Annotated in this window: 24 protein-coding genes and 2 pseudogenes; 19 read left to right on the forward strand and 7 right to left on the reverse strand. The window is 68.9% G+C overall.

Going from position 1 to position 24535, the window contains the following annotated elements:
* Window positions 1-767 precede the first annotated feature (767 nt).
* Both AB0M27_RS38720 and AB0M27_RS38725 read right to left on the reverse strand, forming a co-directional pair.
* Window positions 768-1307, reverse strand: a complete 540-nt coding sequence (locus AB0M27_RS38720; RefSeq protein ID WP_365729319.1) for a GNAT family N-acetyltransferase — start codon at window positions 1305-1307, stop codon at window positions 768-770.
* Window positions 1304-2587 (reverse strand): XRE family transcriptional regulator, encoded by a 1284-nt coding sequence (locus tag AB0M27_RS38725; RefSeq protein WP_365729321.1) that lies wholly within the window; start codon window positions 2585-2587, stop codon window positions 1304-1306. The genes AB0M27_RS38720 and AB0M27_RS38725 overlap by 4 nt, the downstream gene beginning before the upstream one ends.
* A gap of 388 nt (window positions 2588-2975) precedes the next feature.
* Between AB0M27_RS38725 and AB0M27_RS38730 the strand changes: the two genes are divergently transcribed.
* The gene (locus tag AB0M27_RS38730; RefSeq protein ID WP_365729323.1) at window positions 2976-3395 is read left to right on the forward strand and encodes an ATP-binding protein; all 420 of its coding nucleotides are present in this window, start codon (window positions 2976-2978) and stop codon (window positions 3393-3395) included.
* A gap of 56 nt (window positions 3396-3451) precedes the next feature.
* Window positions 3452-3862 carry a DUF6415 family natural product biosynthesis protein gene (locus AB0M27_RS38735; protein WP_365729325.1) on the forward strand — a complete coding sequence of 137 codons (411 nt, stop codon included), beginning with the start codon at window positions 3452-3454 and terminating at the stop codon, window positions 3860-3862.
* A gap of 141 nt (window positions 3863-4003) precedes the next feature.
* Here AB0M27_RS38735 and AB0M27_RS38740 read toward each other — a convergent pair whose 3' ends face one another.
* Window positions 4004-4213: a hypothetical protein gene (locus AB0M27_RS38740; protein ID WP_365729327.1), complete on the reverse strand. Its 210-nt coding sequence runs from the start codon at window positions 4211-4213 to the stop codon at window positions 4004-4006.
* A 361-nt stretch (window positions 4214-4574) separates the two neighbouring features.
* On the opposite strand from AB0M27_RS38740, the gene tgmA reads away from it, so the two are divergent.
* The 6 genes from tgmA (at window position 4575) to AB0M27_RS38770 (ending at window position 9224) form a co-directional block, all read left to right on the forward strand.
* A complete protein-coding gene (gene tgmA / locus AB0M27_RS38745; RefSeq protein WP_365729329.1) occupies window positions 4575-4868 on the forward strand; it encodes a putative ATP-grasp-modified RiPP in 294 nt (97 codons plus the stop codon).
* The gene (tgmB, locus tag AB0M27_RS38750; protein ID WP_365729331.1) at window positions 4865-5812 is read left to right on the forward strand and encodes an ATP-grasp ribosomal peptide maturase; all 948 of its coding nucleotides are present in this window, start codon (window positions 4865-4867) and stop codon (window positions 5810-5812) included. The genes tgmA and tgmB overlap by 4 nt, the downstream gene beginning before the upstream one ends.
* 38 nt (window positions 5813-5850) lie before the next feature.
* The gene (tgmC, locus tag AB0M27_RS38755) at window positions 5851-6924 is read left to right on the forward strand and encodes an ATP-grasp peptide maturase system methyltransferase (protein WP_365729358.1); all 1074 of its coding nucleotides are present in this window, start codon (window positions 5851-5853) and stop codon (window positions 6922-6924) included.
* A gap of 75 nt (window positions 6925-6999) precedes the next feature.
* Window positions 7000-8118, forward strand: coding sequence for a radical SAM protein (locus tag AB0M27_RS38760; protein WP_365729332.1), 1119 nt, complete (start codon window positions 7000-7002; stop codon window positions 8116-8118).
* The gene (locus AB0M27_RS38765; protein WP_365729333.1) at window positions 8115-8330 is read left to right on the forward strand and encodes a hypothetical protein; all 216 of its coding nucleotides are present in this window, start codon (window positions 8115-8117) and stop codon (window positions 8328-8330) included. Before AB0M27_RS38760 ends, AB0M27_RS38765 begins: the two co-directional genes overlap by 4 nt.
* Window positions 8331-8417: 87 nt before the next feature.
* Entirely contained in the window at window positions 8418-9224 is an 807-nt protein-coding gene (locus AB0M27_RS38770) for an aminoglycoside phosphotransferase (RefSeq protein WP_365729360.1), read from the forward strand.
* A gap of 327 nt (window positions 9225-9551) precedes the next feature.
* Here AB0M27_RS38770 and AB0M27_RS38775 read toward each other — a convergent pair whose 3' ends face one another.
* Window positions 9552-11888 (reverse strand): hypothetical protein, encoded by a 2337-nt coding sequence (locus AB0M27_RS38775; protein ID WP_365729335.1) that lies wholly within the window; start codon window positions 11886-11888, stop codon window positions 9552-9554.
* Between the two features lie 685 nt (window positions 11889-12573).
* Between AB0M27_RS38775 and AB0M27_RS38780 the strand changes: the two genes are divergently transcribed.
* The 7 genes and pseudogenes from AB0M27_RS38780 to AB0M27_RS38810 all read left to right on the forward strand — a co-directional run bounded on the left by AB0M27_RS38780 (window position 12574) and on the right by AB0M27_RS38810 (window position 18990).
* On the forward strand, window positions 12574-12843 hold the full coding sequence (locus tag AB0M27_RS38780) for a hypothetical protein (RefSeq protein WP_365729337.1): 270 nt from the start codon (window positions 12574-12576) through the stop codon (window positions 12841-12843).
* A 13-nt stretch (window positions 12844-12856) separates the two neighbouring features.
* A pseudogene (locus tag AB0M27_RS38785) lies at window positions 12857-13009 on the forward strand (cytochrome P450); the annotation flags it as partial.
* 241 nt (window positions 13010-13250) lie between these two features.
* Entirely contained in the window at window positions 13251-14477 is a 1227-nt protein-coding gene (locus AB0M27_RS38790) for an IS110 family transposase (protein WP_365729339.1), read from the forward strand.
* A gap of 11 nt (window positions 14478-14488) precedes the next feature.
* Window positions 14489-15565 carry a cytochrome P450 gene (locus AB0M27_RS38795; protein WP_365729340.1) on the forward strand — a complete coding sequence of 359 codons (1077 nt, stop codon included), beginning with the start codon at window positions 14489-14491 and terminating at the stop codon, window positions 15563-15565.
* A 691-nt stretch (window positions 15566-16256) separates the two neighbouring features.
* Window positions 16257-16913, forward strand: coding sequence for a hypothetical protein (locus AB0M27_RS38800; protein ID WP_365729342.1), 657 nt, complete (start codon window positions 16257-16259; stop codon window positions 16911-16913).
* Between the two features lie 864 nt (window positions 16914-17777).
* A complete protein-coding gene (locus AB0M27_RS38805) occupies window positions 17778-18191 on the forward strand; it encodes a transposase (RefSeq protein WP_365729344.1) in 414 nt (137 codons plus the stop codon).
* A 148-nt stretch (window positions 18192-18339) separates the two neighbouring features.
* Window positions 18340-18990: an HAD family hydrolase gene (locus AB0M27_RS38810; protein ID WP_365729346.1), complete on the forward strand. Its 651-nt coding sequence runs from the start codon at window positions 18340-18342 to the stop codon at window positions 18988-18990.
* Between the two features lie 168 nt (window positions 18991-19158).
* Here AB0M27_RS38810 and AB0M27_RS38815 read toward each other — a convergent pair whose 3' ends face one another.
* Window positions 19159-19782 (reverse strand): NAD(P)-binding domain-containing protein, encoded by a 624-nt coding sequence (locus AB0M27_RS38815; protein ID WP_365729347.1) that lies wholly within the window; start codon window positions 19780-19782, stop codon window positions 19159-19161.
* Between the two features lie 33 nt (window positions 19783-19815).
* Window positions 19816-20550, reverse strand: coding sequence for an SDR family oxidoreductase (locus tag AB0M27_RS38820; RefSeq protein WP_365729349.1), 735 nt, complete (start codon window positions 20548-20550; stop codon window positions 19816-19818).
* A gap of 144 nt (window positions 20551-20694) precedes the next feature.
* Between AB0M27_RS38820 and AB0M27_RS38825 the strand changes: the two genes are divergently transcribed.
* Window positions 20695-21306, forward strand: a complete 612-nt coding sequence (locus AB0M27_RS38825) for a helix-turn-helix domain-containing protein (protein WP_365729353.1) — start codon at window positions 20695-20697, stop codon at window positions 21304-21306.
* A 230-nt stretch (window positions 21307-21536) separates the two neighbouring features.
* Entirely contained in the window at window positions 21537-22085 is a 549-nt protein-coding gene (locus AB0M27_RS38830) for a hypothetical protein (RefSeq protein WP_365729354.1), read from the forward strand.
* A gap of 110 nt (window positions 22086-22195) precedes the next feature.
* Here AB0M27_RS38830 and AB0M27_RS38835 read toward each other — a convergent pair.
* Window positions 22196-22631: pseudogene (locus AB0M27_RS38835) on the reverse strand (NUDIX hydrolase).
* Window positions 22632-22758: 127 nt separating this feature from the next.
* On the opposite strand from AB0M27_RS38835, the gene AB0M27_RS38840 reads away from it, so the two are divergent.
* Window positions 22759-22968 carry a hypothetical protein gene (locus AB0M27_RS38840; RefSeq protein WP_365729355.1) on the forward strand — a complete coding sequence of 70 codons (210 nt, stop codon included), beginning with the start codon at window positions 22759-22761 and terminating at the stop codon, window positions 22966-22968.
* 24 nt (window positions 22969-22992) lie between these two features.
* Complete coding sequence (locus tag AB0M27_RS38845) at window positions 22993-24126, forward strand: protein-L-isoaspartate(D-aspartate) O-methyltransferase (protein WP_365729356.1); 1134 nt, start codon at window positions 22993-22995, stop codon at window positions 24124-24126.
* Window positions 24127-24535 lie beyond the last annotated feature (409 nt).

The raw sequence follows: 24535 nt of genomic DNA on the forward strand, positions 1-24535 counted from the left end.
TAGTGACACACCCCGCCACTGGGCCATGCGGCATTTCCGCAGCTCAAACCGGGTTTTCGGCGACTATGCCACTACCGCTGCTGCGGAACTCCGGCCTTCGCATCGCAACCTGGCCGCGGTGCGAAGGATCAGCCACGCCTGCCTGCCCCACCGACCTGCGGCCCCAGCACCGTGCAGCAGCCGAACGCCACCGGCCCGGCTGCCGCGCGGCCGATGCGCCGCACCGCCGGCGGCGTCTGGACGCCGCTGAGCCTGGCGTCTTCGTGCCCGCAGGAGGGCAGAGCCCGAGCCGGTACCTCCTCCTCGACGCCGCACAGCCGTGCCAGGTCTGCCGCCCTGCCGCATTCAGCAGTACGTCGGCGTCGGCCCGCGTGCCTCCGCTCTCGTGCCGGGGCTGGGAGGCGCGCCACTGCCGGCAGGATCGCAGCGCCTGTGCCTGCAGGCCGTAGCGTCCGGCGAGTCGGAGGCGCAGTCCACGACTGTGGCCCCTCCAAAGGGGCAGGCGAAACCTGCGGCGCCTGCCGAAGCAGCGGTCGCCGCCCACCTCAGTCCAGACCCGTCCAGACACGAGACGAGACCAAGTAGTTTCACGCCGTGACGCGCGAGTGCCGCAGACCCGATCAGGATCTGCGGAATAGGTCGGCGCCGGAATGGAGGTGCCGGTGCGCGATCCCAGGGCGCCGCCCAGCGGCGTCTCCAGCGTGGCCCAGGAATCTGGCGAAACTGCCGCCTTCGCGGCCGGCCCGGATGTGTGCCGTCGGTCCGCGTCAATGGGTGGCGCGGATCATCACGGTGAGGACCGGCGAGGCCGCTGATGGCTGGCTCTGACCGATGTCGCGGTAGCCCCACGACTGGTAGAGCCTGTGGACCTTCCCGTCGCCAGCCGCCGGGTTCACCATGAGCGTCACGTGCCGCTCGTCTCGCGTGGCGAGGAAGGTGTCATGCATCCGCCGGGCGGTGCCGGTCTTCCGCCACGCCGGCCGTACGCCGATCTCCTTCAAGGCCACGGCCGGGCGGCTGATGTATTCCTCCGCCGGTTCGGGGGTGGTGCGCTGCCAGTACCGGTCACCATGCTCGATGCGGTTGCCGTAGGCGTAGCCGACCGGCTGATCGCCTGCGTAGGCGAGGACGGCCGAAAACCCCGGTTCGGCGCCGTGCCGGTCCAGCCGCTCGCCGAACGCGTGGATCGCATAGTTCGGCAGGTGGAGCAGCGGGGCGCGCACTTGCGCATAGACGTCGATCACGTCGCCGCGGATGAGGTCCAGGTCGGTGAACGTGCGGAGTTCGGTCACGGGTGCTGTGGTCATGCGGTGGCCTTCCAGGCGTCGCGGGTGTGCTCGGTCCAGGTCTGCACGGTGGAGCTGCGAGGCGCCCGCGCGCGCAGCGCGGCGCCGAATTCTTGCAGCATGCGGGACACGCGGGCGTGTTGGGTAGCGGCGTCGGCGGGGACCTTCATGGCGGTGGCCGTGGCGGTTTCGACATCACCTTGGGCGAGTTGAGCGTGCGCGAGGCGCGTCGTGGTGATGGCGTGGGACCGGCGCATGTGCGGCCGCAAGGTGGACAGGCAGCGATGGGCGTGGAATTCGGCGGTCGGGTAGTCACCGAGACAGAGGTGGGCGGAGAGCGCGAGTGAATGCAGCTCGGCCTGGTCGTAGAAAGCAAGCAGCCACATCGGCCGGTAGTCGTGCGGGTTAGCGCGCTCAAGGGCGTCCTCGGCCTGGTCGAACGCGCGGCGGGCGCCGGTGCGGTCATGTGCCGCACCGAAGATGGCTGCCTGACGGGCCAGGCCGAGGGAGGCGAACAACGGATCGCGGCGCGTGATGTGCAGGTTGCGCGCGACGTCGTTCGCGGCGAAGGCTTCAGCGGGGCGGCCGATGTGCCGGAACATGGTTCCCGCATGGCTCCAGATACGGAACTTGATCTCCTGGTCGCCGGACATCTCGGCGAGGGCCTGGGCCTCGCGCATGTGCGCCTTCGCGTCGGCGTAGCGGCGGCCGTCGATCGCCGCCCACATCGCGGAGGAGCGGAACGAGGCGGCGCACGCGTAGAGGTTGTTGCGTACGCGCTGCGTGGCGCCGCCGGCATTCTGGAGGTTCAGTGCCTCGTCGGCGAGCGCGGCGGCCCGCTGCTCGATGCCGAGCTGGCCGCCGTAGCGGTGGTCACTGGCGATGATCTCGGCGAAGCGTCGCTGTAGGCGCTCGACGTCGCTCATGCCGATACGGCGGGGCCCTACGGTGCCGGGAGCGGCTGCTGCTGCTGCTGCGGCAGCGATACCGCCGACGAGGTTACGACGCTTCATATCGGGGTCCTCCTGCGGTGCGACTGGGGTGGACGGAGTCCGGCCCCGTGGGACGAACCCTAAAGCGGTCGCGGGCAAGCCGCTGACGTCCTCAAGTGCTGTGCGCTGGGCGGATTTGGGCCACCGGACCTTGCCCGCCTTCCAGCCCCGGATGGAGGAGCCGTCCAGTCCGCCGGGCCGTCCGGTAAGGCGCTCATGGGCCGTGTTCACCGCTTCAGCTAGGCTGTTGGAGCTGTAGCCGTGCTCGTCCATCCACGCCTCAAGAGCCTCATTGCGCGTGGCTTCCATGCCCGCACCGTAGCGGTTACGCCGCGCGCCCGTCAGGCAAAGCGACAGTCAAATCGCCCTAGGTTCTTCTGTCGGATCAGCGTCCGATCACCCTAACCAGTCCGCCACGTACCGGAGTTACCTGGTTACCGGCCAGCCGCTTTCCGCGTGACTGACCGCTGACGGCCCTGCCTGTTCCCTTCGCCCCCGTATGGGACAGGCAGGGCGCCGAACCGACTGCGAGCGCGAGGCAAACGACATGACGACTGCCCACCTCCCGGCCTCGGGGCGCAACCGTCGAAGCGCCTTAGACGCCGCTGAATCCCCCCTGCCGGCGCGCCCCCCAGAGGACGCGATGACGACAGCCGTATGGGCGCCACACGCCGGCCTCCGCCGTGACGGGGACCTGATGGACGAATGCATTCGGGTCGCTCCGCGCCGCGGTGAGGCGCCGCCCCGTGAACAGGACGCATGGCGCATCGGCACCATGCGCCGGATCGCTGCCGCGAAACTCCGCTTCGGCGGATGCGAAGCGCTGATCGACGAGGCAATGCTGATCGTCTCCGAGCTGCTGACGAACGCCCTCCTCCACAGCGGAACCCAGGAGATCCGGCTCCGTCTCGTCCTCCAGGGCGACTCTCTCCGCATCACGGTCGACGACGGAATGCCGGCCACCATCAAACCCCGCAGCGCAGATGACGACGCCGAAGCGGGCAGAGGCCTCACCCTCGTCGCAGCACTGGTGAAGGAGAACGGGGGAACCTGGGGCAGCAACGACCAAGGAACCGCGGTGTGGTGCGACCTTCGCAGAGAGGCCGTCAACCAGTGACCGCGACCATTCTCCCCAGCCGCACCAGCGATGCCGTACCCAGGTGGAACCACTCGGTGGAACCCGCGCAGGCTCCGAACGAGGCCGCACTGCGAGCAACGCTCACAGCGGTTCGCGCCTGGAACCCCTACGACGGGGACGCCTTGCTTGATGACGTCGGCGACGTTCTCGGCACCGTCGCGCCACCCGAGGAACGCGTCGAGGAACTGGACCGGCAACTGTGCGGCGATCTGATGCAGCTCGTAGGCATCGCCACCACGTTCGAGGCCGAGAAGCAGGACCCGCGGGCCACGCAACACATCTGCAGCGCCCGCCAGTCCATCGCGGCCGAGATGCCGGGCGACTACGCGAAGGCAGTAAGCCACCTGCAGCGCATGGGGTGGGCAGTCCAGGAGTTACTCGAGGTGCTGGTCGAGATCGGGTGCGTGAAAGCGCCGGACTCCCTGAGTACGAGCGAGGCCCTGTGACCGCCCCCGACTCTCTCGCCGGTGCTGGTGCGGTGCTCCTCCGCAGGACCACCGAGCTTCCCGGCGCCCAGAGCGCCGTCCTGACGGCCCCGCTTCTGGACCCGAACAACGATCGGCGCGATGGCCTGGAACGGCGACATGCTACGCGCTGTGGAAGTCGTCAGCCGACTCGTGGACAACGGCGTACGCCACGGCCTGCCCGCCCGCACACCCGTCCAGGAGCTTCGGCTTTCCCTGACCGCGTCCCTCACGGACGCCGGTGCCATGGCCTTCGACGTCCGCGACCTGGTTCCGGCCTTTCCAGACTCGGAGGCCGCCATCCGCGAAGAGCAGGGCCGCGGTCTCTGGCACGTCGCCCGCCTGGGGCCCGGTCACCTGGTTCCTGCCACACGAAGGCCAGGGCAAGACCGTACGCGCTGTACTCGGCCCCGAACCGATGGCCCTGTGAACTGCGCACCCGCATGACTCCTGTCCGGTGGCCCGAGCGGATTCGGCCCTGACCACCGGACAGGTCCAGACTCCCGGCGCGGGGATGGACACCACCGAACCGTCCCCCACGGCTCGAACACCGCCCCACGCCGGGGATCGACGCGCTAGCCGGCCACACGTACGAAGGACAGGCGGCTGGCGTCGGGCGGGCCCGCGGAGCCGCCCCCGGCTCCACCTCTGCAGCGGGCCCGCCCACCTTGGAACTGCGACATAGAGGAGACGCATGTTCGTCCACTCCGACCGCCTGCCCACGAGCACGGCGGTCCCGCAGGGCACCACCACCCCCAAGCCATGGGGCCTCAGCCGCATGGCGCCGTACCCGACCACGGCCCCGGAGCACGCCCGGGTCGAGCTGAACCCGAGCACCCAGACCGCCGTGTTCTTCGACCGCTCCGGCCAGGTGATGGAGATGCCCGGCCACGGCACGAGCACCGGCACCAGCCCCTCCACGGGGACCAGCCCCGACGGCAACGGCACCACCCAGGACAGCGATACGGGGAGCGACAACGACCAGTGAGCGATACGCGTCCGGTGTTGGTCGTCACCAGCCTCTACGACCCCACCGCCGACGTAGTGATCAGCGAGCTGCACGACCGGGGTGTCCCGGTCGTGCGGTTCGACTCGGGGGACTTCCCCGCATCACTGTCGGTGGAGGCCGAGATCACCCGGGACGGCATCCGGGGGCGCCTCGATACCCCCTCGCGCACTGCCGACCTCGACAATGTCCGCGCGCTGTACTACCGGCGCCCGACCGGCTTCGCTTTCCCGCACCTCGACGAACAGGACGCACGGTTCGCCACCACCCAGGCCCGGTACGGCCTTGGGGGTGTGATCGCGTCGCTTCCCGACTGCCTGTATGTGAACCACCCGCACTTCATCGGCGACGCCGAGTTCAAGCCGTCCGGTCTGACTACCGCGGTTGAGGTCGGCCTGCAGGTGCCGCGCACGCTCATCACGTCGAACCCCGACGCCGCCAGGGCCTTCATCAAGCGGCACGGTCCGGTGATCTACAAGCCCCTGTGGAACCCCGTGTATCGGATCGATGACGTCTCCTCTGTCATCAAGATCGCCGAGGTGACCGCCGAGGACATCGACGACCGGGTGGCGGGCACCGTCCACCTGTTCCAGAAGCGCGTGCCGAAGACAGCGGACATCCGCGTGACCGTCATCGGCCCGCACATGTTCAGTGTCCGGATCGACTCTGATCTTCTGGACTGGCGGACCGACTACAGCCGCTTGAGCTACACCTCCGTGCCTACGCCCGCGGACATCGAGCTGTCGCTCCACGAGTACATGGACCACTTCGGGCTCCACTTCGGCGCTTTCGACTTTGCCCTGGACGCCGAAGGGCAATGGTGGTTCCTCGAATGCAACCCGTCCGGCCAATGGCATTGGCTGGAGCATGAGACCGGCCTGCCGATGTGCGCAGCCCTGGCCGACCTACTGGAAAGGAAGCCGTGAGCAACCACGAACAGCTCCTCCGGCAGCTCATCGAAAGCATGACCGCCAGTGGCTCCCTGCGCACACAACCGTGGAAGGACGCCGCAGCAGCAGTACCCAGGCACGGGTTCCTCCGCAAAGGGTTCTTCCGCGTGGTGCCCGGCTCATCGCCTACCGCCTGGACCCCTGTCCTGGAGGACGGGGACGGCTGGCTCGAGGCCTGCTACGCCGACGAATCCCTGGTGACGCAGATCGCGGGCACGATCAAGCCGACGGACATCCGCGGCGAGATCATGCGGGAACCGACCAGCTCGAGCACGCTCCCCTCACTCGTGCTGCGCATGCTCGAGGACCTCAAGGTGGAGCCGGACATGAACGTGCTGGAGATCGGAACCGGCACCGGCTACTCGACTGCGGTGCTCTGCGCGCGCCTGGGCGGCGGCCGCGTCACCTCGATCGAGTACGACGAGGAGGTGGCGCTGCGGGCCCGGGAGGCTCTCGGCCAGCTCGGTACGTACCCGAACCTGCTGATCGGTGACGGCCTCTTGGGCGATGACGAGGGCGCACCGTATGACCGGATCATCGCTACGTGCGCCGTACGCACGGTGCCTGCGGCCTGGCTCGAACAGACCCGGCCCGGTGGGCAGATCCTGACGACCATCGGTGGTTGGCTGAGCGCGTCCGAACTGGTGCGCCTGACGGTCCACGAAGACGGAACGGCGTCCGGGCCAGTGCTGGGCGGGCAGGTCAGTTTCATGCTCGCCCGTCCCCACCTCGCGCCTCCGCTCGGCCTTCTTCCGGACCTCAGCGCGGGCAAAGAACGCGAGGCCATCATCGGCGCCGACGTCCTGGACGACTGGACGACCCGGTTCGTCGCACAGTTCGCTGTGCCGACTGCGCAGCGCCTCAAACTGCGGCAGGGCCAGCACGACGAGGACGTGCTTGTCGACGTCGAAACCGGCTCGTTCGCCGCGCTCCACGAAGAGGGCGGCCGCTGGATCGTCCGGCAGAGCGGTCCTCCGCTCTGGGATGCCGTTGAGGAGTACCTCGGCCGCTGGCATGCCGCTGGTACGCCGGCAGTGGAAGAGGCCACCGTCCGCGTGACTCCGGAGGGCCAGAGCATCCACTGGTAGGCCTTACGACCGGCCCCGCTCGTCTGCTTCCCAACGACCCCGCGCAGGAGCCCACGCCTACCCAATGGAGGCATCGTGCACCGACTGATCACCAGTCCGTCCCTGGGGGAGTACCTCGTCCTGCGGCCCGGCCACGGCCGCGGCGTGGCCATACCCGAGTCCCGCTATGAAGAACTGCGCGCAGCCGTCGCCGACGACGGGCCGGCCCCGCCCTGGCTCCATGAGGCGACCGCGCAGGCCTGGCAGATACCCCTCCCCGACAGCGGCCTGCGGGAGACCGTCCTGGTTCGCGAGCGCTCCCCGTACGGGTACGCGAAGGCCTCGTGGGAGATCAATCTCGGCTGCGACCACGACTGCGGGTTCTGCTACCTCGGAGAGAAGCGGTTCGAGGGCCTGCAGTGGGACGACAAGGTGCGCCTGCTCACCATGCTGCGGGACGCCGGCGTGCTGTGGCTGCAGATCACCGGCGGCGAGGCGCTGATCGACCGCGAGTTCGCCGCCGCGTACGAGTACGCCACCAGGCTCGGCATGATGATCCAGATTTCCACGAACGGCTCCCAGCTCCACAAGCAGCGCATGCAGGAGTTGTTCGCACGGCTGCGGCCGTACCGGCTCACCGTGAGCCTGTACGGGGCGACTGGGAAAACTTACGACGCCGTCACCCGCAACCGTGGCGCCTTCGACCGGTTCACACGCGGCCTGGACGCCTCCCGGGAGGCAGGCTTGCCCGTCCGGCTGAACGTCATCGTCGCCGAGGAGAACGCCCACGAGGTCGACGCGATGGTCCGCCTTGCCGAGGACCGGTGGGGCTTCCCGTACCAGGTGTTCACGAACATGTCCCCGACGATCAACGGGGAAGCGGGCCCCCTAGCCTCGCAGGCCCAGAAGTACGTGAAGACCCGACGCGTCTTCACCGGCTGCAACGCGGGCCACACCTTCTTCCACGTCGACCCGCACGGAGTCGCCTCCATCTGCAAGATCGGCCGAGACCCCAGCGTGAACCTCATGACGGAGGGCCTCGCCGCCCTCCCCCGACTCGGCGGCATCGCCGAGTCCCTACAGCTCCGCACCGGTGGATGCTCCGGCTGCTCGAAGGCCGGCACCTGCAGGACATGCCGGCCGCTGGCAAAGCTCCACCAGGAGGCGGGGGACAACAGAGCGCTCTACTGCCAACACGGAGGTTACGGATCATGACACCGCCCACCGCAACCCTCACCCGCCCGGCACCCGTGCCGGTCACCATCGGCCTGCGCCCGCCTGCGGAGGCCACCGGCACCCTGCCGCCCGTGCCACTGCCCACGCCCTCCGTCGCCGAGGGCACGTTCCAGGTCATCGACGACCTGGACATCGACGTCGCCGAGTCTGCCGGATGCAGCTGCTCGGCCGGTGACGATCAGCCCTACTAGACCGTCATCCGCTCCACCCCGCTGCCCCGGCCGTACGCTGGCCGGGGCAGCCCCGTCTCGACCCCATTGAGGAACCGCGCCGTGTCCATGCCTCGCCGCCACTTCCACGACCTCCCCGCCGAAGCGCGCCAGGCCATCGCCGACAAGGCGGGACCCGTTCTCGCGGCACGCACCGCCGAGGGAGGCCTAAATTCGGGTATCGCAGCGTTCATCGACACGCCTGACGGCCAGGTATTCGTCAAGGGCATCCCTACCGATCACCCTCAGGCGCCCGCGCAACGCCGTGAGTCCGCCATCGCCCCGCACCTTCCCCGCTCCTGCCCCCGCCTGTACTGGCACATCGAGACGGCCGGCTGGGATCTCCTTGGGTACGAAGTCCTCCAAGGGCGCCACGCCGACTACGCACCTGGCTCCAGCGACCTGCCGCTGGTCACCGCAGCGCTCGAGGAGCTGCAGACAATCACCGCACCGGCAGACATCGCGATCAAAGCGGCTGACCAGCGATGGGCCGCATACGCCCCGCCCGGCACCGCCAGTCTCTTCGCCGGGGACACGCTGCTGCACACGGACCTCGCCCCGCACAACGTACTCGTCGACGACCGGGCGCACATCATTGACTGGGCGTGGCCGACGCGCGGAGCGGCATGGATCGACCCGGCCGTGCTCATCCTGCGCTTGCTCGAAGCCGGGCACACTCTTGTCGCGGCCGACGCCTTCGCCGGCCAGTTTCCTTCCTGGTCCACCGCCTCTCCGGAGGCCGTGCAGGCTTTCACCGCCGCGAACGCTGCCCTGTGGGTCGAGATCGCCCGTAATGATCCTGCTCCGTGGAAGGCCGAGATGGCCCACCACGCCGCGGAGCACAGCGCCTACGTGAGGAACCAGTCGATGAAGTAGGCCGGGCGCATCAGACCCGATGACCGAGTCTAGTCGCCTCAAAGGGCCCGCACTGCCCCGTATCCGCTCGGCTCCACCCCGCCGGACCCGGCCAAGAGAGCCGCCATCGAGCGCGCACGTTGGCTGGGCGCGTCACTCTTCAGCGATCGCGGCGCCACCGCCTCGGTTGAGGTCGCAGTTTTGGAACTCAGGGGCACCACGGCCCCGCTGCCGCCCAGCGCGTGCACCTGCACCACGCTGTCCGCGCCGGGCGGTGCCGGGGAAGCGGGGACCCGGGGGTCGGCGAAGGCCCCCGGCAGCCACCCGCACTCAGCTGGTCATCCCGCTCTAAGGAAGACGCGGTGTGCTCCAGCCGGTGACCAGGCCGCGCAGCCACGTCACGGCGTCCGCCTCCACCGCGCGCAACGACATGCCGTTCTCCCAGGCGTGGTGCAGGAGGTTGGAGATGACCAGCTGCAGCTGTTCCGCCTCCGGCCCGTCGCCTGCCTGCGGGCGTACGGCGAAGGCGGCCTCGGCGACGGGGACCAGCGCGCCGGAATCCAGGCGGCCGCTGCCGGCGGCGAAGTGGAGGGCGTTGAAGTAGGCGGCCTGCAACGCAGGGCGCTGGGCGGCCGCCGCGATCACGGCCGAGTCGGCGGCCCAGGCCTGCGGGTCCTGGGCCACGAGCTCGCCCAGCAGTCCGGCACGATCCTCGTCAGCATAGTTTTCGTTGTTGACGGGGGCGGCGGCGAGCGCGTTGACCGTGGCAGCTGTCCCCTCGGCCCGGGCCTGTGCGGTGAAGGCCTCCAGGGAGAGCCCTCCGTAGGCCTCCACCCAGGAGGTGGTGGTCTTCATGACCGGATCGGGCCGGCCGGGCGGCGGCCCGTATTTCTCTTCCAGCACGGTCAGTACCGGCTGCCACGGCGCCCGCACTGTCTCGGGCAGCACCGGCGACAGCCCCCGCACGATCCGCCACGGGTTAGGCACCGGCCCGGGAAAGGCATCGACCCACGCACGCATCGCCGCCGCGTCGGGCGGTGTGCCCAGGGTTTCTTCCAGCGCTGCCTCCATCTGCGGCCGCAGCTCGGGCGGGCAGTGGGCGTCCAGCAGGGTGAGGAAGTCGGCGAGGTCGGCGTTCGGCCACCTCCCGCCCCCTGCCTGCCGTGCGGTCTCGATGGCGGTCTGCCACCAGTCGGCCGAAGCCTCGGCCTGCAGGCTGTCGTGGGGCCAGGACTCGGTCAGGTGCGTGGCTACCAGCCGTGCCCGGTGCTCGGCGACGGGCAGCTTGCCGTGCACACCCCGCAGCCGTTGCGCGACGGGCACGCCCAGCCGTGCCTCGGCCAGGGCGAGATCGAGCACGGCCCGCATCAGCGTCACGACGATCGCATGCGGAGGGTCGGCCAGCGTGACCGTGCCGAGTTCGTTGACAAGTTCGACCCGCAACGATGCGTCCCGGTCGCCGAGGTGGCCGGCGAGAACACCGGCGAGTGCGGAGCGGATGATCCCCCCGAGCCGGTCCGGGCCGATGCGCAGCCGGCCACCGGGGTGCGCGGTAGCGATCAGCTCCCGTAGCAACTGCCCACTCTCCCACGACTCGCTCGCGGTGAAGTCGCGGTCCCGCAGGATGTTCTCCACCACGGCGACCCACTGCCCCGTCCGCTCGGCGACGGCAACACCGACGGCCCAGTACGCGGCCTGTACCAGGACGAACCGCTCCGGCCGGGAGCGCACCAGATCAGCCAGCACGGCGGCCGCCGCCATACCCGCCTCGCCAAGAACAGCGACCGCCTGCGACAGGGCACCGGGCCCCTGCGCACAGATCGCCTCCAGGTTCTCCTTGACCCAGGCGCACACCCGCTGCGGATCCTCGGCCAGCAGCCGCCGCAGGTACGGCCCGGCCGGCCAGCGCGTCTGCTCGGGCAGCAGCCGGGCCATCGGCAGCAGGTCGAGCCAGCGCCCGCTCACAGCGGCCTGGAAGAAGTACACCCCTGCCCGCGGGTCGGTCATCCTCTCGACCTCGTCCGCGTCCTGCTGCACCGGGGCATCCAGCCGGGCCAGCTCCCGCAGCCGGTCCGCCCGCTCGGGCAGGGTGAGGAAGAGCTGCTCCATGGCGGCCGTGATGTCGTCGAACTGGCGGCGTGTCTCGTCGGCCCCGCTGTCGGATCCGTGCAGCACACCGGAGGCGGAGCTGTAGAAGGCGCTCCAGCTGCGGGCCGCTTCCGTCTCAGCCAGACCCATCTCCTGCCTGGTCTGCTCGGCCACCAGGTGCCCGATCTGCCGGGTGCGGAACCCGCCGCGGTCCGCCTGCTCGGCGCGCAGCTCCTCGACCGCATCAGCGAGGACATCCAGATCCGCAGCCTCCACTTCGCGCTGCCGGCGCCAGGCATCCGTCACGGCCCCGGCGGCCCCCGTGACCGCCTTGGTGGCACTACGCAGCCCGGGGAATTCCTCGCCCGCGATACTCAGGACACTGTCCAGTGCGCCCCGCAGACACGACTGCGCCACCTCATAAGGCGCATGGAACGCGTCGGTGTTGTTCAGCACGTGGGCGGCGTCCCGCATCAGGCTCAGCGCCCGCCGGCCCTTGTCGCCTTGAGCCTGCAGGGCTGAGACGAGTGCCGGGCGTATCACGCACGGGGCCGACGACGGCCCGGCCTGCTGTGCAGGGGCAAGAGGATAAGACACCGGCTCACCGTAGCCGCCCGGCCCGGGCATGGTGCCTCCCCGGGCCAGCATCGTGGCCCGGACGAGATGGCGTCCCGCGTGATGGTGTAGGCGATCACCGTGCGGGTGTGCGCGGGCGGATGCCCGGGGCGTGCATCCGGTGACGGCCTCCGCTCCCTGCGCATGAGGCAGCCACCGTGCAACTCTCCCTGGTGACCGGAAGTTCAACGCAGGAGGTGCGCGGTGGCCTTGTCCCGGTCTGACTTACTCCGCCTGCTGGAGTCACTAGGTTCGGCGGACGGACTCGAACTCGTGTGGAGTGTGGCCGAGCGGATGCTGCAAGAGCTGATCGAGTCCGAGGCCGCAACCCGGATCGGCGCCGAGTGGACAGAGCACACCGAGGCCCGCACCGCCTACCGCAACGGGCTCCTGCGGCTGGTGACCGCCGTGCTCTTCGAGATGCACGACCAATGGATCGTCTTCCCCCGCCGCTACCTGCCCGAAGGCAGCATCGACGAAATCTACGCCGTCGAGCGCCCTCACCAACACCGAGTTCTCCGGAGACCTGCACTCAGGCGATGCCTCCGTCCGCGAGGCCCAGGACAGCGTCCTGCACCGCGCCCCCCCCCCGGTTGGCGAACTTCGTGATGACCTACCCGACCCGGCCGGTCGACATCGGCGGCTTCCTGCTTCCGGCCGACCGCCGGTGGTCATCAGTCACGCCGCCTGCAACAACGACCCCACGCTGGGATCCCACCGGCCGCTGGGCAATCGGGCCCACCTCACCTGGGGAGCCGGCCCGCACAGCTGCCCGGCCAGATCGCATGCATACCTCATCGCCGAAGCCGCCATCCTCCACGTCGTCGACGCTCTGCCCGAGATGGACCTCGACGGCCACCGGGACGACGTCGTCTGGCGCCCCGCTCCCTTCCACCGCTGCCTGGTCGCCCTGCCCGTCACCTTCCCCACGAGCTGAAAGAGAGCTCACCATGTCCGAACAGCAGATACTCGTCCTCGACCCGACCGGATCCGACCCGGACGCCGAACACCAGGCCCTGCGCGAGCGCGGCCCGGCGACGCTGGTGGACATCCTCGGCGTGCGCGCCTGGTCGGTCTCCGACCCGGCCCTCCTCAAGCAGCTCCTAATGGGAGCTGCCGGGTCGGAGAGACTCGGTGCCGTAGCCGCCAGCAGGTGAGCACTCACCAGCCCGGAAGCATCCGACTTCTGTGGTCAGACCGTGCCCCCGCTGGTCGGCCGGAAGGCCAGACCGCTGATGGGGTGGCGTGCCCGCCGAGCAGAGCGTGAGCACTGGATCCATTAGGGAGCGTGCCGCGTCTTCCGCAGGCTGCACGAGAGGTCAACTACCTGACTGGGAGGGCAAGTTGCTACTGATCGGCGACGACTGGGCCGAGGACCACCACGATGTGGAGGTCCAGGACGCAACCGGCCGCAGGCTGGCGGTCGCGAGGCTGCCCGAGGGCGTGGAGGGCATCGCCAAGCTCCACGAACTCGTTGCCCGGCACGGCGGTGACGAGCTCGGCCCCTGCGAGGTGACCGTCGGCATCGAGACCGACCGCGGCCCGTGGGTGCAGGCCCTGCTCGCCTCCGGCTACCAGGTGTACGCGATCAACCCGCGACAGGCCGCACGGTTCAAGGAGCGGTACGGCACCTCCGGCGCCAAGAGCGACAAGGGTGATGCCCATGCGCTGGCCGACATGGTCCGCATCGACCGCGACCAGCTGCGGCCCGTCGCCGGCGACAGCGAGCAGGCCCAGGCCGTCAAAGTCGTCGCCCGCGCCCACCAGACCCTCATCTGGGAACGCACCCGCACCTTCCAGCGGCTGCGCAACACGCTGCGCGAGTACTTCCCCGCCGCCCTGAACGCCTACGCGGACCTGGAACTGACCAGCACGGACGCGCTGGAACTGCTGATCAAGGCGCCCACACCCGCCACGGCGGCGAGACTGACCCGACCCCAGATCACGGCCGTCCTGGCCCGGCAGCGCCGGCACAACCGGAGCGCGAAGGCCGCCACGATCCAGACCGCGCTGCGCGAGCAGCACCTTGGCCTGCCCGAACCGGTCACCGCCGCCTACGCGGCCGCCACCACCGCCCACGCGAGAGTGATGATCGCCCTGAACGAGCAGATAGCCGACCTGGAAGCCCAGGTGAAGGCGCATTTTCTCGCGCACCCGGACGCTGAGATCTACCTCTCGATGCCCGGCATCGGGGTGATCACCGGCGCCCGGGTGCTCGCCGAGTTCGGGGACGATCCCACCCGCTACGCGTCCGCGAAAGCCCGCAAGAACTACGCCGGCACCAGCCCCATCACCCGGGCCTCCGGCAAGAGCCACACTGTCCAGGCCCGCTACGTGCGCAACAACCGGCTCGCCGACGCCCTGCAACGTCAGGCGTTCTCCGCCCTGAACGCCTCACCCGGCGCCCGCCGCTACTACGACAAGCAACGCGCCCGAGAGGCCGGCTACAACCCCGCCCTCCGACAGGTCGGCAACCGCCTCGTTGGCATCCTCCACGGCTGCCTCAAGAGCCGCACCCTCTACGACGAAGCGACCGCCTGGTCACACCACGCCCACCCCCATGCCGCTTGACGCCAAACGACATGGGGTGTCTGACCAGCAAGGACGTCTCCAAGGACGGCCGCGCCCACTGGCCGGCCTTCGCAGAGACCGTCGCCACCTGGCCGCTGGCCCTGTGGCTCGCGGTGGAGAACATGTTCACCGCCTACGGCAAGGATCACAGCCGCCTGCGCCGCATGGTTGCCCCCGCCCTCTCCGCCCGCCGTACCGCCGCCCTCCAGGCGGACATCGAGGCCCTCGTCGCCGGCATCCTCGACGGCCTCCCGGCCGACGGGACGGTCGACCTGCGCGAGCACCTCGCCTACCCGCTCCCGATCGCTGTCATCGGCAAGCTCATGGGCGTCCCCGCCGACCAGCGCGCCGAATTCCGCACCGTGGTGGACAACGTGTTCGCCACCCATCTCTCCGTCGAGGAACAGGCCGCGAACACCGCCGCCCTCTACGGCCTGCTGGACGTCCTGATCGAGACCAAGCGCACTGAGCCCGATGAGGACATGGCCTCGCTGCTGATCGCCACCCGCGACGAGGAAGACGGCTCCGCCCTCAGCCACGCCGAGCTACGCGACACGCTCCTGCTGGTGATCAGCGCCGGATACGAGACCACCGTCAACGTGATCGACCAGGCCATCACCACCCTGCTGACCGATCCCCAGCAGCTCGCCCACATCCGGGAAGGCCGCTGCACCTGGCAGGACGTCGTCGAGGAGACCCTGCGCCACCAGCCCGCGGTCAAGCACCTTCCCCTGCGCTACGCCCGCACCGACATCCCGCTCCCCGACGGCCAGACGATCAAGGCCGGCGAGGCGATCCTTGCCTCCTACGCCGCCGCCAACCGCCACCCCGACTGGCACAAGGAGGCCGACCGTTTCGACGCCACCCGCCCCAGGAAGGAACACCTCGCCTTCGGACACGGCGTTCACTTCTGCCTCGGTGCCCCGCTGGCACGACTCGAAGTCGCCACCGCGCTGCGCCTGCTCTTCGAACGCTTCCCCGACGCCCAACTCGCCACGGAGCGAACCGCGCTGAAGAGGCTGCCGAGCCTCATCAGCAACGGACACGCCTCCGTCCCCGTGCGCCTGCGCCCGATGTCGGGCCACTGACCGATACCGACGGGGAAGACCCCCACGAGGGAAGCGACCACCGAGGCCGGTCGGCTGGGACAGTTGACCTGGGGCAGCTGACCCATCTCAGCGAAGACGGCGCGATTCTCACCGAAGACGAGCGACTGTCTGTTTGTCTCACTGAAGATGGACCCGCCAGTGCCCGAGAACCGTTCGCATGACTTCATCAGTTCGGCAGACCGAGGGAGATTCAGGAAGCTATTTTGACGGCATGCCTGCCGCCGTCCCGCTCCCGCTGGGGAGCTGCTTCGGAACCCTCACCACCATCTCCGTCCCGATCAGCACCCCAGGGCCCAGGGGAGGTAAGCCGCGTCGCCGGGTGAGGTGCCGCTGCGTCTGCGGCAGCATTTTGGACGTGACGGTGGAGAACCTCCGCTCTGGGCACACGACGTCGTGCGGCTGCTCCTTTAGTGCGGCACCGACCACCGCGGGGACGCTGGCCATTGGAACCCGGTTCGGTCGGTGGTCCATCGCCAGTGCCCCGATCTGGGAGCCGATCCCCGGGCGTCCCCACGCTCAGCGGGCTTTCTATGACTGCATTTGCGACTGTGGGACGAAGCGCAGACTTCGCGAACACAACATCCTTCACCGTTCCCGCTCCTGTGGCTGCGCCCGCGCCGAGAGTATCGCTGCGCTCACCGGAACCAAGCGCACTGGCAACTACCCCACCGTGCAGATCAAGGTCGGCACGCGGTTTCAACGCTGGACCACACTGGAACCGCCCCATCTCCAGGAACGCAGCAACGGAACCCGTCAATCCGTCGTCAACTGCCTGTGCGACTGCGGCCAGACACGAACCGTGACCGCCAACAACCTGCTCAACGGGACCTCTGGCTCCTGCGGCTGCCTCCAGCGCGACATGATGTCCGAGATGCTGACCACCCACGGTGTGACCACGGCCAAGCGCGAGCGAGCCATGGAGAAGACTGCAGCCGCCACGCCCGCCAAGGATGCCGACAGCATCCGCCTCTACACCATCTGGGCGGGCATGAAGGACCGATGCGGCCGGCCGACACATCCCGCCTGGCACCGCTATGGAGGCCGTGGCATCACCGTCTGCGAGCAGTGGCGCAAGGACTTCCAGGCCTTCCGGAGCTGGGCCCTGGACCACGGCTACGCCGACGGCCTGGAATGTGACCGCGTCGACCCCGACGCTGGCTACAGCCCCGAGAATTGCCGCTGGATCACCAAACGGGCGAATATCGAGCACATGCGCAAGGCATGGGACGACGACCTGGACCAGCGCCTGGTCGCGGAGGCCAAGCGCCGAGGGATCGGCCCCTACGACCTCATCGCGGAAGCCGTTCGAGCCCACCTCACCCGCTGATGATGGAACGGCCTCTCGGGAGCACCCGCTAGGGGGACCTCCTGCCCGTCAGCCCACTCGATGGGGACCCCGGCACTCTGATCGACCCTCGCGGCGTCAGAAGCCGTTGTCTTTCCGATCTTGAAGTGTGGCAGTCGAACGAGGGTCTCATTCAGGCGCGCGTTGCCGAGTACGGGACGGGCAATGCCGACGGCTCAGCGTGCGGCGTGCCTGGAACGGAGCTCGTCAGTGTCGACCGTTGTCAGCGCTACGCTCAGCGGCATGCCGGTGCCGGCCGCGGCGGCCAGCCGCTCGCGTACCTCGCGCGGTGTTCGAGGCCGCCAGCCGGGCCCATCACAGCAGCCAGAGTGGAACGTGACACCCGCGTTCAGTAGGGCAGTCAACGTCCGCCACCCAGCGGTGTCCCTCCGCTTCGGCACAGCGAGGTCCTGGCCCGCGTCGATCAACTCTCCACCGCAGCGCGGGCATCGGCTTGCCCACGTGCCGCGCTTCTTGAACGAAGAACGGCAGGGCAAGCACACGTAATGCCGGTTCGGAGTCCCCCCACGAAAGCACATCGCACCAGTATGGCAAGGCCACTTTGCCCATCCCAGCGATTTGGGAGCGAGGCGACTGTTGTCGTTCCGATCTCGAGGAGTGTCGGTCAATCGGGTGACTGCGGCGGCTGCCGTGCATGAGAACAGGGCCTCTAGGTAGCTCGAAGGGTGTCTACGCCAACGAGCTGTCCAGGAGGCCCTGTTGCCGCATTTTTGAGCTGTCGACGAGTCGGAGTCCAGCTCGGCCACCCTCGCGTGTGACTGCCTGGCTCATCGGTTCGGGAACGCCGGCGACCACGGGGTGCGTGAGCGCCGCTATCCCACCGACATGTCGGACACCGAGTGGGCGGTGATCCGGCCGCTGTTGCCGGTGCCGGGCTGGTTGCGGGGGCATGGCGGGCAGCCGGAGGGGTATTGCCATCGCGCGATGCTGGACGCTATCCGCTACCTGGTCGACAACGCGATCAAGTGGCGGGCCATGCCCGGCGACTTCCCGCCGTGGGACCGGGTCTACGCGTTCTTCCGACGCTGGCGTGACCGCGGTCTGATCCGGGAGTTCCACGACCGGCTCCGCCGCCGGGTTCGCGAGCAGGCCGGGCGGGATCCGGAGCCGAGCGCGGGCGTGATCGACTCCCAGTCGGTCAAGGCCGACGCCGTCGTCGGATCCGACAGCCGCGGCTTCGACGGCGGCAAGCTGATCAACGGCCGTTATCTTGAGCCAGCGTGCTCCGCGGCCTGCTGATCTCGTGCGATGCGTGGTAGACAGTGTCCTTGACGCTGTCGTCAGCCGAGTCCGCCGACGGCGGAAGATTCCTCGCGCGGCGTGTCGCTGACGTCTCAGGATGTGATGGTCGTGTGCGCGGAGACGATCACGGGATTATGGTGCTGGGATGCCGCTGGCGCTCTTCGACCTGGACGACACACTCATAGATCATCGCGCCGCATTTCGGGCGTGGGCGGAGGAGTTCGCTGCTGAGCATGGTCTCGGCAGCGAGTGCGTCAGCTGGTTGCTGACCGTCAGAGCGGACTACTCGGGGCCCAAGGACCGCCTGTTCTTCTCGGTCCGTGATGAGTTCGATCTTGCTGAGTCGGCTGACCATCTGTGGAGGCAGTACCGCCGTCGGATCCCAGAACTTGCCACGTGCCGTTCCGAAGACTTGGAGGCGTTGGAACAACTCCGTGGCGCCGGTTGGCGGATCGGCATCGTCACCAACGGGATGGCCGACAATCAGTTGGCCAAGATCAATCGGACAGGCCTGGCCAAGCTCGTCGACGCGTGGTGTGTCTCGGACGAGGTCGGCCTCCGCAAGCCCGATCCGAGGATCTTTCACCTCACCGCGCAACGATGCGGGATGCCCGCGGACCACATCAGCTGGATGATCGGTGACAGCCTCACTCTCGACATCGCCGGTGGCCGGGCCGCCGGACTCCGCACCGTTTGGATCAACCCGTCGCAGTGCGACGTCCCTTCCGACCAGCACGGTCCGGACTTCGCTGTTGCTTCCGTAGCCGAAGCGGTTCAGCGCCTCATCGACGGGTGACGCGGCGGCCTGGGTGGCACGAATTTCCAACAGGGCTCCTGTGCTGCTGAGTTGAGACTTCGAACACCTCCCTCAACAGCTCGGGAGCCCTGTCCGTTGCGCCCCGGCTCACGCCAGCTCCGTCCCCCGATCGGTGGCCGCTCTGAAAAGGCGCCATCAACCGATTGCTCAGACAGGAAGTTCGGTGATGCTGAGGGCGAAGTCCAAGTTCCCCACCCCGTGGTTGGCGAGGCCTACCGTGACCACGCCCGCTCCTTCCAGCCAGTGCGCCATTTTCAGGCCGCCGACGTCCAGCGGGCGCAGTCCGAGGCTCTCGACGAACGCCTCCACTCTTGCCTTGGCCTGCGCATTGTCGCCGGCGATGAAGACGTCGGGCCGGCCTTTCTCCAGGACATGGCGGAAGATGGTGTTGAACGCCTTCACCACGCTGGCGCTGGCCGGGGCCGCCTTGGCGACTTCCTGCGCGATCGAGGTCTCCTCGCGGTGGGCCAGACCGTCGAACGTGGTGTTGAAGGGATTGCTGATGTCGACGATGACCTTGCCCGCGAGTGCGTCTCCGTACTGGGCGACGGCCGGCACGACACCGTTGTACAACAGGGCCACGATGACGATGTCCCCGGCCGGGGCGGTGCCCCATTCTCCGGTCGTGGCGCCGTCGCCGAGTGCCTTGGCCAGGTCGGCGGCCTTGGACTGATCGCGGCCCATGACCTCGACGGTGTTGCCGCCCGCTATTGCCCGCGCGCCGATGGTGCGGGCCATGTTTCCGGTGCCGATGATGCTGATGTTGCTCATGAGATGTCCTGCCCTGGTTGTGGGTTGTTCGGTTCAGATGGCAGTGGTGCCGCCGTCGACGACGAGTTCCATGCCGTTGACGTAGCTGGAGTCGTCGGAGGCGAGGAAGAGGGCGGCGGTGGCGATTTCGTCGGGGCGGCCCATCTGGCCGCGGGGGATGAGGGACTCGAACTGGCGCTTGGTGGCCTCGTCGAAGAGTTCTTCCTGCTTGGCGGTGGCGACCTGGCCGGGGGTCAGGACGTTGACGCGGATGCGGCGGTCCTTGAGCTCGTTGAGCCAGATGCGGGCCCATGCCTGCTGGACGGCCTTGCTGCCGGCGTAGACGCTCCAGCCGGGGAAGGCGCCGAGGGAGGCGTTGGAGCCGGTCATGAGGATGGAGCCGCCGTCGTTGAAGAGCGGGAGGGCCTTTTGGACGGTGAACAGGGTGCCGCGGGCGTTGAGCCCGAACCAGGTGTCGAACTGGGCCTCGGTGATCTCGCCGAGCGTGGCGGGCTCGCCGCCGCCGGCGCTGGCCCACAGCACGTCGAGGCTTCCCTTCTCCCGCTTGACGGTGTCGTACAGGCGGTCCAGGTCGTCCAGGTCGGCGGCGTCGCCCTGGACGCCGGTGACGTTGCGGCCGATCTGCTTCACGGCCTCGTCCAGGGCGTCCTGGCGGCGGCCGGTGATGAAGACGTGCGCTCCCTCGTCGACGAACAGCTTCGCGCCGGCCAGCGCCATGCCGCTGGTGCCGCCGGTGATGACCGCGACCTTGCCGTCAAGCTTTCCCATAGTCGCTCCCTTGGGTCGGTGGTGCCGTGCGCACCTCAGATGGCGGCGTTATGTACACCGTCCTGTTTACGTACCGTACGGGGCGGGCGGCCGGGGCGCAAACTATGTACACCGGTCGTTACCCAGCTTGGGTACCATGGGCCCATGACGGAGTTGGAGAAGGGCCCCACGGGCCGCCGCCGCGGTCGGGGCGCCCGCGAGCGCATCCTCAGCGCGTCCCAGCAACTGTTCCGCGAGCAGGGCATCAACCGCACCGGCATGGACCAGCTCTGCGCGGCGGCCGAGGTGTCCAAGCGCACGGCCTACCAGCACTTCACCGGCAAGGACGAACTCGTCGCCGAGTACCTGCGCCGGTTCGACCCCTCCGTGCTGTCCGGCGTGTTCGACCGCACCGACCTCACGCCCCGCGAACGGCTCCTCGCCGCCTTCGACATCCCCCCCACCACTCCCCTGTGCCCCTACATCGCCGCCGCCGTCGAACTGAACGACCCCCAGCACCCCGCATCCCAGTACGCACGCGACTACAAGAAAGCCGTCGCCGCGCGGCTCGCCGACACCGCCCGCGAAGCCGGCGCCGCCGACCCTGAACAACTCGGCGAGCAGCTCGCGCTGCTCATCGACGGCGCCGCGGCCCGCACCCGGGTCCTCAACGCCGACGCCTTCCCCATCGCCGCCGCCATCGCCGCCGTCCTCATCGACAACGCCATCCCCGCCACAGCCAGCGATGACCGGCGACGGGAGGAACTGCCAAGCTGACTTGGCACTACGCGGCCGGGCTGGACGCGCTGCCGGTCGCGCGGCTGCACCCGCTGGTACGCGACACCAGCCACCCGGCACCTGGCCCGGACCTGCCGGCTTTTACGGAACTGGCCGGTCCAGGCCGGGGCCACCGTCCATGTTCAGGGCAGTCCCCTTGGGCGCCTGCGGGACTCGTCTGGCCCGCCCGGGGAACTTGGTCCTTCATGAGACTTGGCGAAACACTCACCTTGGAGCTCGTCCGCAGTTACGTCGCCAAGCAGGGCTCCACACCCTCGGGCGTGAGAGACGCTGGCTTCGCCGCCGAGTGGCGGCTTGAAGTGCCTGGTCGCCCGCGCCTGACCATTCACGACACCCATTGGGACAACGGCGAGCGGGACGTCGTGCTGCAACAGCCGCCCCTCGTCCCAGAGATGCCCTCGAATCTGGCCAACCTCCATGGTCGGCACCGTGCCGGAATAGCGGACGTTTCCCCGGGTCTCAAGCGGATGATGGCCTACCTGTCGCTGCCTCAGCCCGATGGGTGGCCGAAGCAGAAGAGGGCCCTGACCACCGCACAGTTGGCAGAGGGCTGCGGCGAGGATCTGCTGAGGGACCTTTTCGCACGTCCGGGTGTGTCGCTGGATCCCTCCTTCGACCTCACCAAGCCGCAGGACACGGAACGGTTCCAGCACGCTGTCCGTTTCAAGGAGGAAGACCAGGAGACACCCGTCGTCGCCTACATCCTCACCCGGCTCATGCCGACCTTGCGGCACACTGGCTGGGTGCCGGACCAGTAAGGTCCTCGTGCATGCCGAGCGGATTCCGCGAACTCACCCTGGGGCGGGGACCGAGAGCGGTGAGCCTGCGGCCCACCCCTGGGACGGTTTGTGGGCTGTGTTGTGTGCGGTCACATCAGGGGTGTGCCGTCTCGGAGGTAGAGCGGCCGTGCCGTGTCGAGTGCCTTCAAGGCACCCTCGAGCCTGTGCCGCATTCGCTCCCGCAGCCGAAGACCGGCTTCGGTGGCCGTAACGAAAGCGGCCTCCGACAGCTCTTCGTCTCGCGGCCGTAGCCGGTCGGCCTGGTCCTGGTCGAGCGTGCCGCCGTCGAAGATAAACGCGAGCTGATCGTCCCAAGGGCCATGCGGGGCCACCCAGTCCACCACGAGCAGTCCGCGCAGCGTGACATGGAGGCCGAGTTCTTCCAGCAGCTCCCGGCGTACCGCTTCTTCTGGTGGCTCGTTCGCTTCCGCCATCCCGCCGGGCAGGTCCCAGCCGGGTTTGTAGGTGGGGTTCACCAGGAGCACGCGATCGGAGCCGTCGCGCAGCAGCACGGTCGGCCGCCACGCGTTTGCGGGCCTGCTTGGCGTTGCCTTCCGCGAGCTAGGGATTCCAGGCTTCGGGGTCGGAGGGAGTGGGTGTCTGAGTGGGCCTCATGCGGTGGTGCCTCCCGGTGACGGCTGGCCCTGCCAGTGTGGATGGAACTACGGTCACCCCGTGCGTGCTGGGCCGGTTCCTGCCGACGGGCAACGCCAAGACCGAGGGCCTGGCGGCGGTGTTCGGCGGGCAGAAGTGGAAGGACACCGCAGCCAGCATTCCGCCGCGCAGCGCTACGGCGTGCCCGCCGGACGACTCCAGCGACTGCAATCCGGCGAACACCGAAGCCTGCAATCCTGCGTACTAGGACGACGAGAGAACGGTTGGACCGATGAAGTGGCTTCCAAGGGCCCGGCTTCTGGCTCACCAGGTCGTACGCCCGGAGTCCCGCTGGCACACCGCCGTGTCCCAAACACCCCGGCACGTGTTCGTGCCCCGCTGGTGGGAGAACCAGGGTGACGGTACGTGGGCCCTGCGCACGGGGGACGAGGACGAAGAGGCGTGGCTGTCAGCCGCCTACAGCGACCGGTCGCTGACGACCCAGGTGGGCACCCACCACGCCGATCGCGCGAACGACGGCGACGTCCTTGACGGGGGCGTGCCGACCTCGTCCTCGACGCTGCCGAGCCTGCTGGTGCGTATGTACCGGCACGCGATGATCGCCGACGACCACCAGCTGCTCGTTACCACCGGCACCGGATACGGGACCGCGCTCGCCTGCGCCCGGCTCGGCGCGGAGAACGTCACGAGCATCGACATCGACGAACACCTGGTGACGTCCGCCTGTGACCGGCTGGGGCTCATCGGGGAGCGCCCGAACCTGCAGGTGTGCGACATCACCGGGCCCCTTCCCGGACGGTACGACCGGATCGTCTCCACCGTGTCCGTACGCCCCATCCCGGTGTCGTGGCTCCAGGCGCTGCGCCCGGGCGGCCGGCTGGTGACGACCATCGCGGGGACCGGGCTGATCCTCACCGCCGACAAACAGGCGGACGGCAGCGCGGTGGGGCAGATCGAGTGGGATCGGGCGGGGTTCATGCGCACCCGGCACGGCGACGACTACGAGCACCAGGACGAGGACACGTGGAAGGGCGCGTCGGACGGCGAGGGCGAGCACACCTTCACCAGCCGGTACCCGCTGCTGTACCCGGAGGACGCCTGGGATGTGATGTCGATGCTGGAGCTCCAGCTGCCCGGCCTCATCTACCGCCAGGACCAGGACGGCGAGAGCCGCACGGTGTGGCTGCTGCACCCGGACGGCTCGTGGGCGCGGGCGACGGCCGGCGGGTTCCTGGACTCGCCGGTGGTGCACGAGAGCGGCCCTCAGCGGCTGTGGTCGCAGATGGACCGCATCCGCAACCGGCTCAACCGCAGTGGCGCCCTTCCGGTCTACGGTGCGAAGGTGAGCATCGACCCGGACGGCTCGGCGACCCTGTCGCGGGGTAGCTGGTCACAGCGGCTCTGACCGCCCCCATGCAGCTCCGCCCGCGCGTATACCCCCGAGGCGCACGGGCGGGGCTTCCTCGTTCCTATGCGACCAGGTCGACGGCGTCCTGCTGCCACTCGGGGATGAAGGGACTCAGCCGGTGCGCCGGGGGCGTCGATGCTGGTGCGACACTCTGGGCCGGGCTGGGAGATATGGGCCCACCGCGAGCACGCCGGCCTGGTGCAGCTGATCGACCCGGATCTGCACGACGCTCGGCAGGCGCCTGGCCGCACTGATGATCACAGCAGGGCTGGCCGCGTGAGCAAATCTCAAGGTATTGCGGGGGCGGTGGTGAGGCTCACCAGTTGGATTAGCGAAGCGTAGTGAACCTGTGGCAGAGTGCTACGCGCACGCCCGGCGCCCAGGCGACGTCGGGCACCCTCCTCGG

It is taken from the genome of Streptomyces sp. NPDC052107 (assembly GCF_040680215.1).
Classification (GTDB): domain Bacteria; phylum Actinomycetota; class Actinomycetes; order Streptomycetales; family Streptomycetaceae; genus Streptomyces.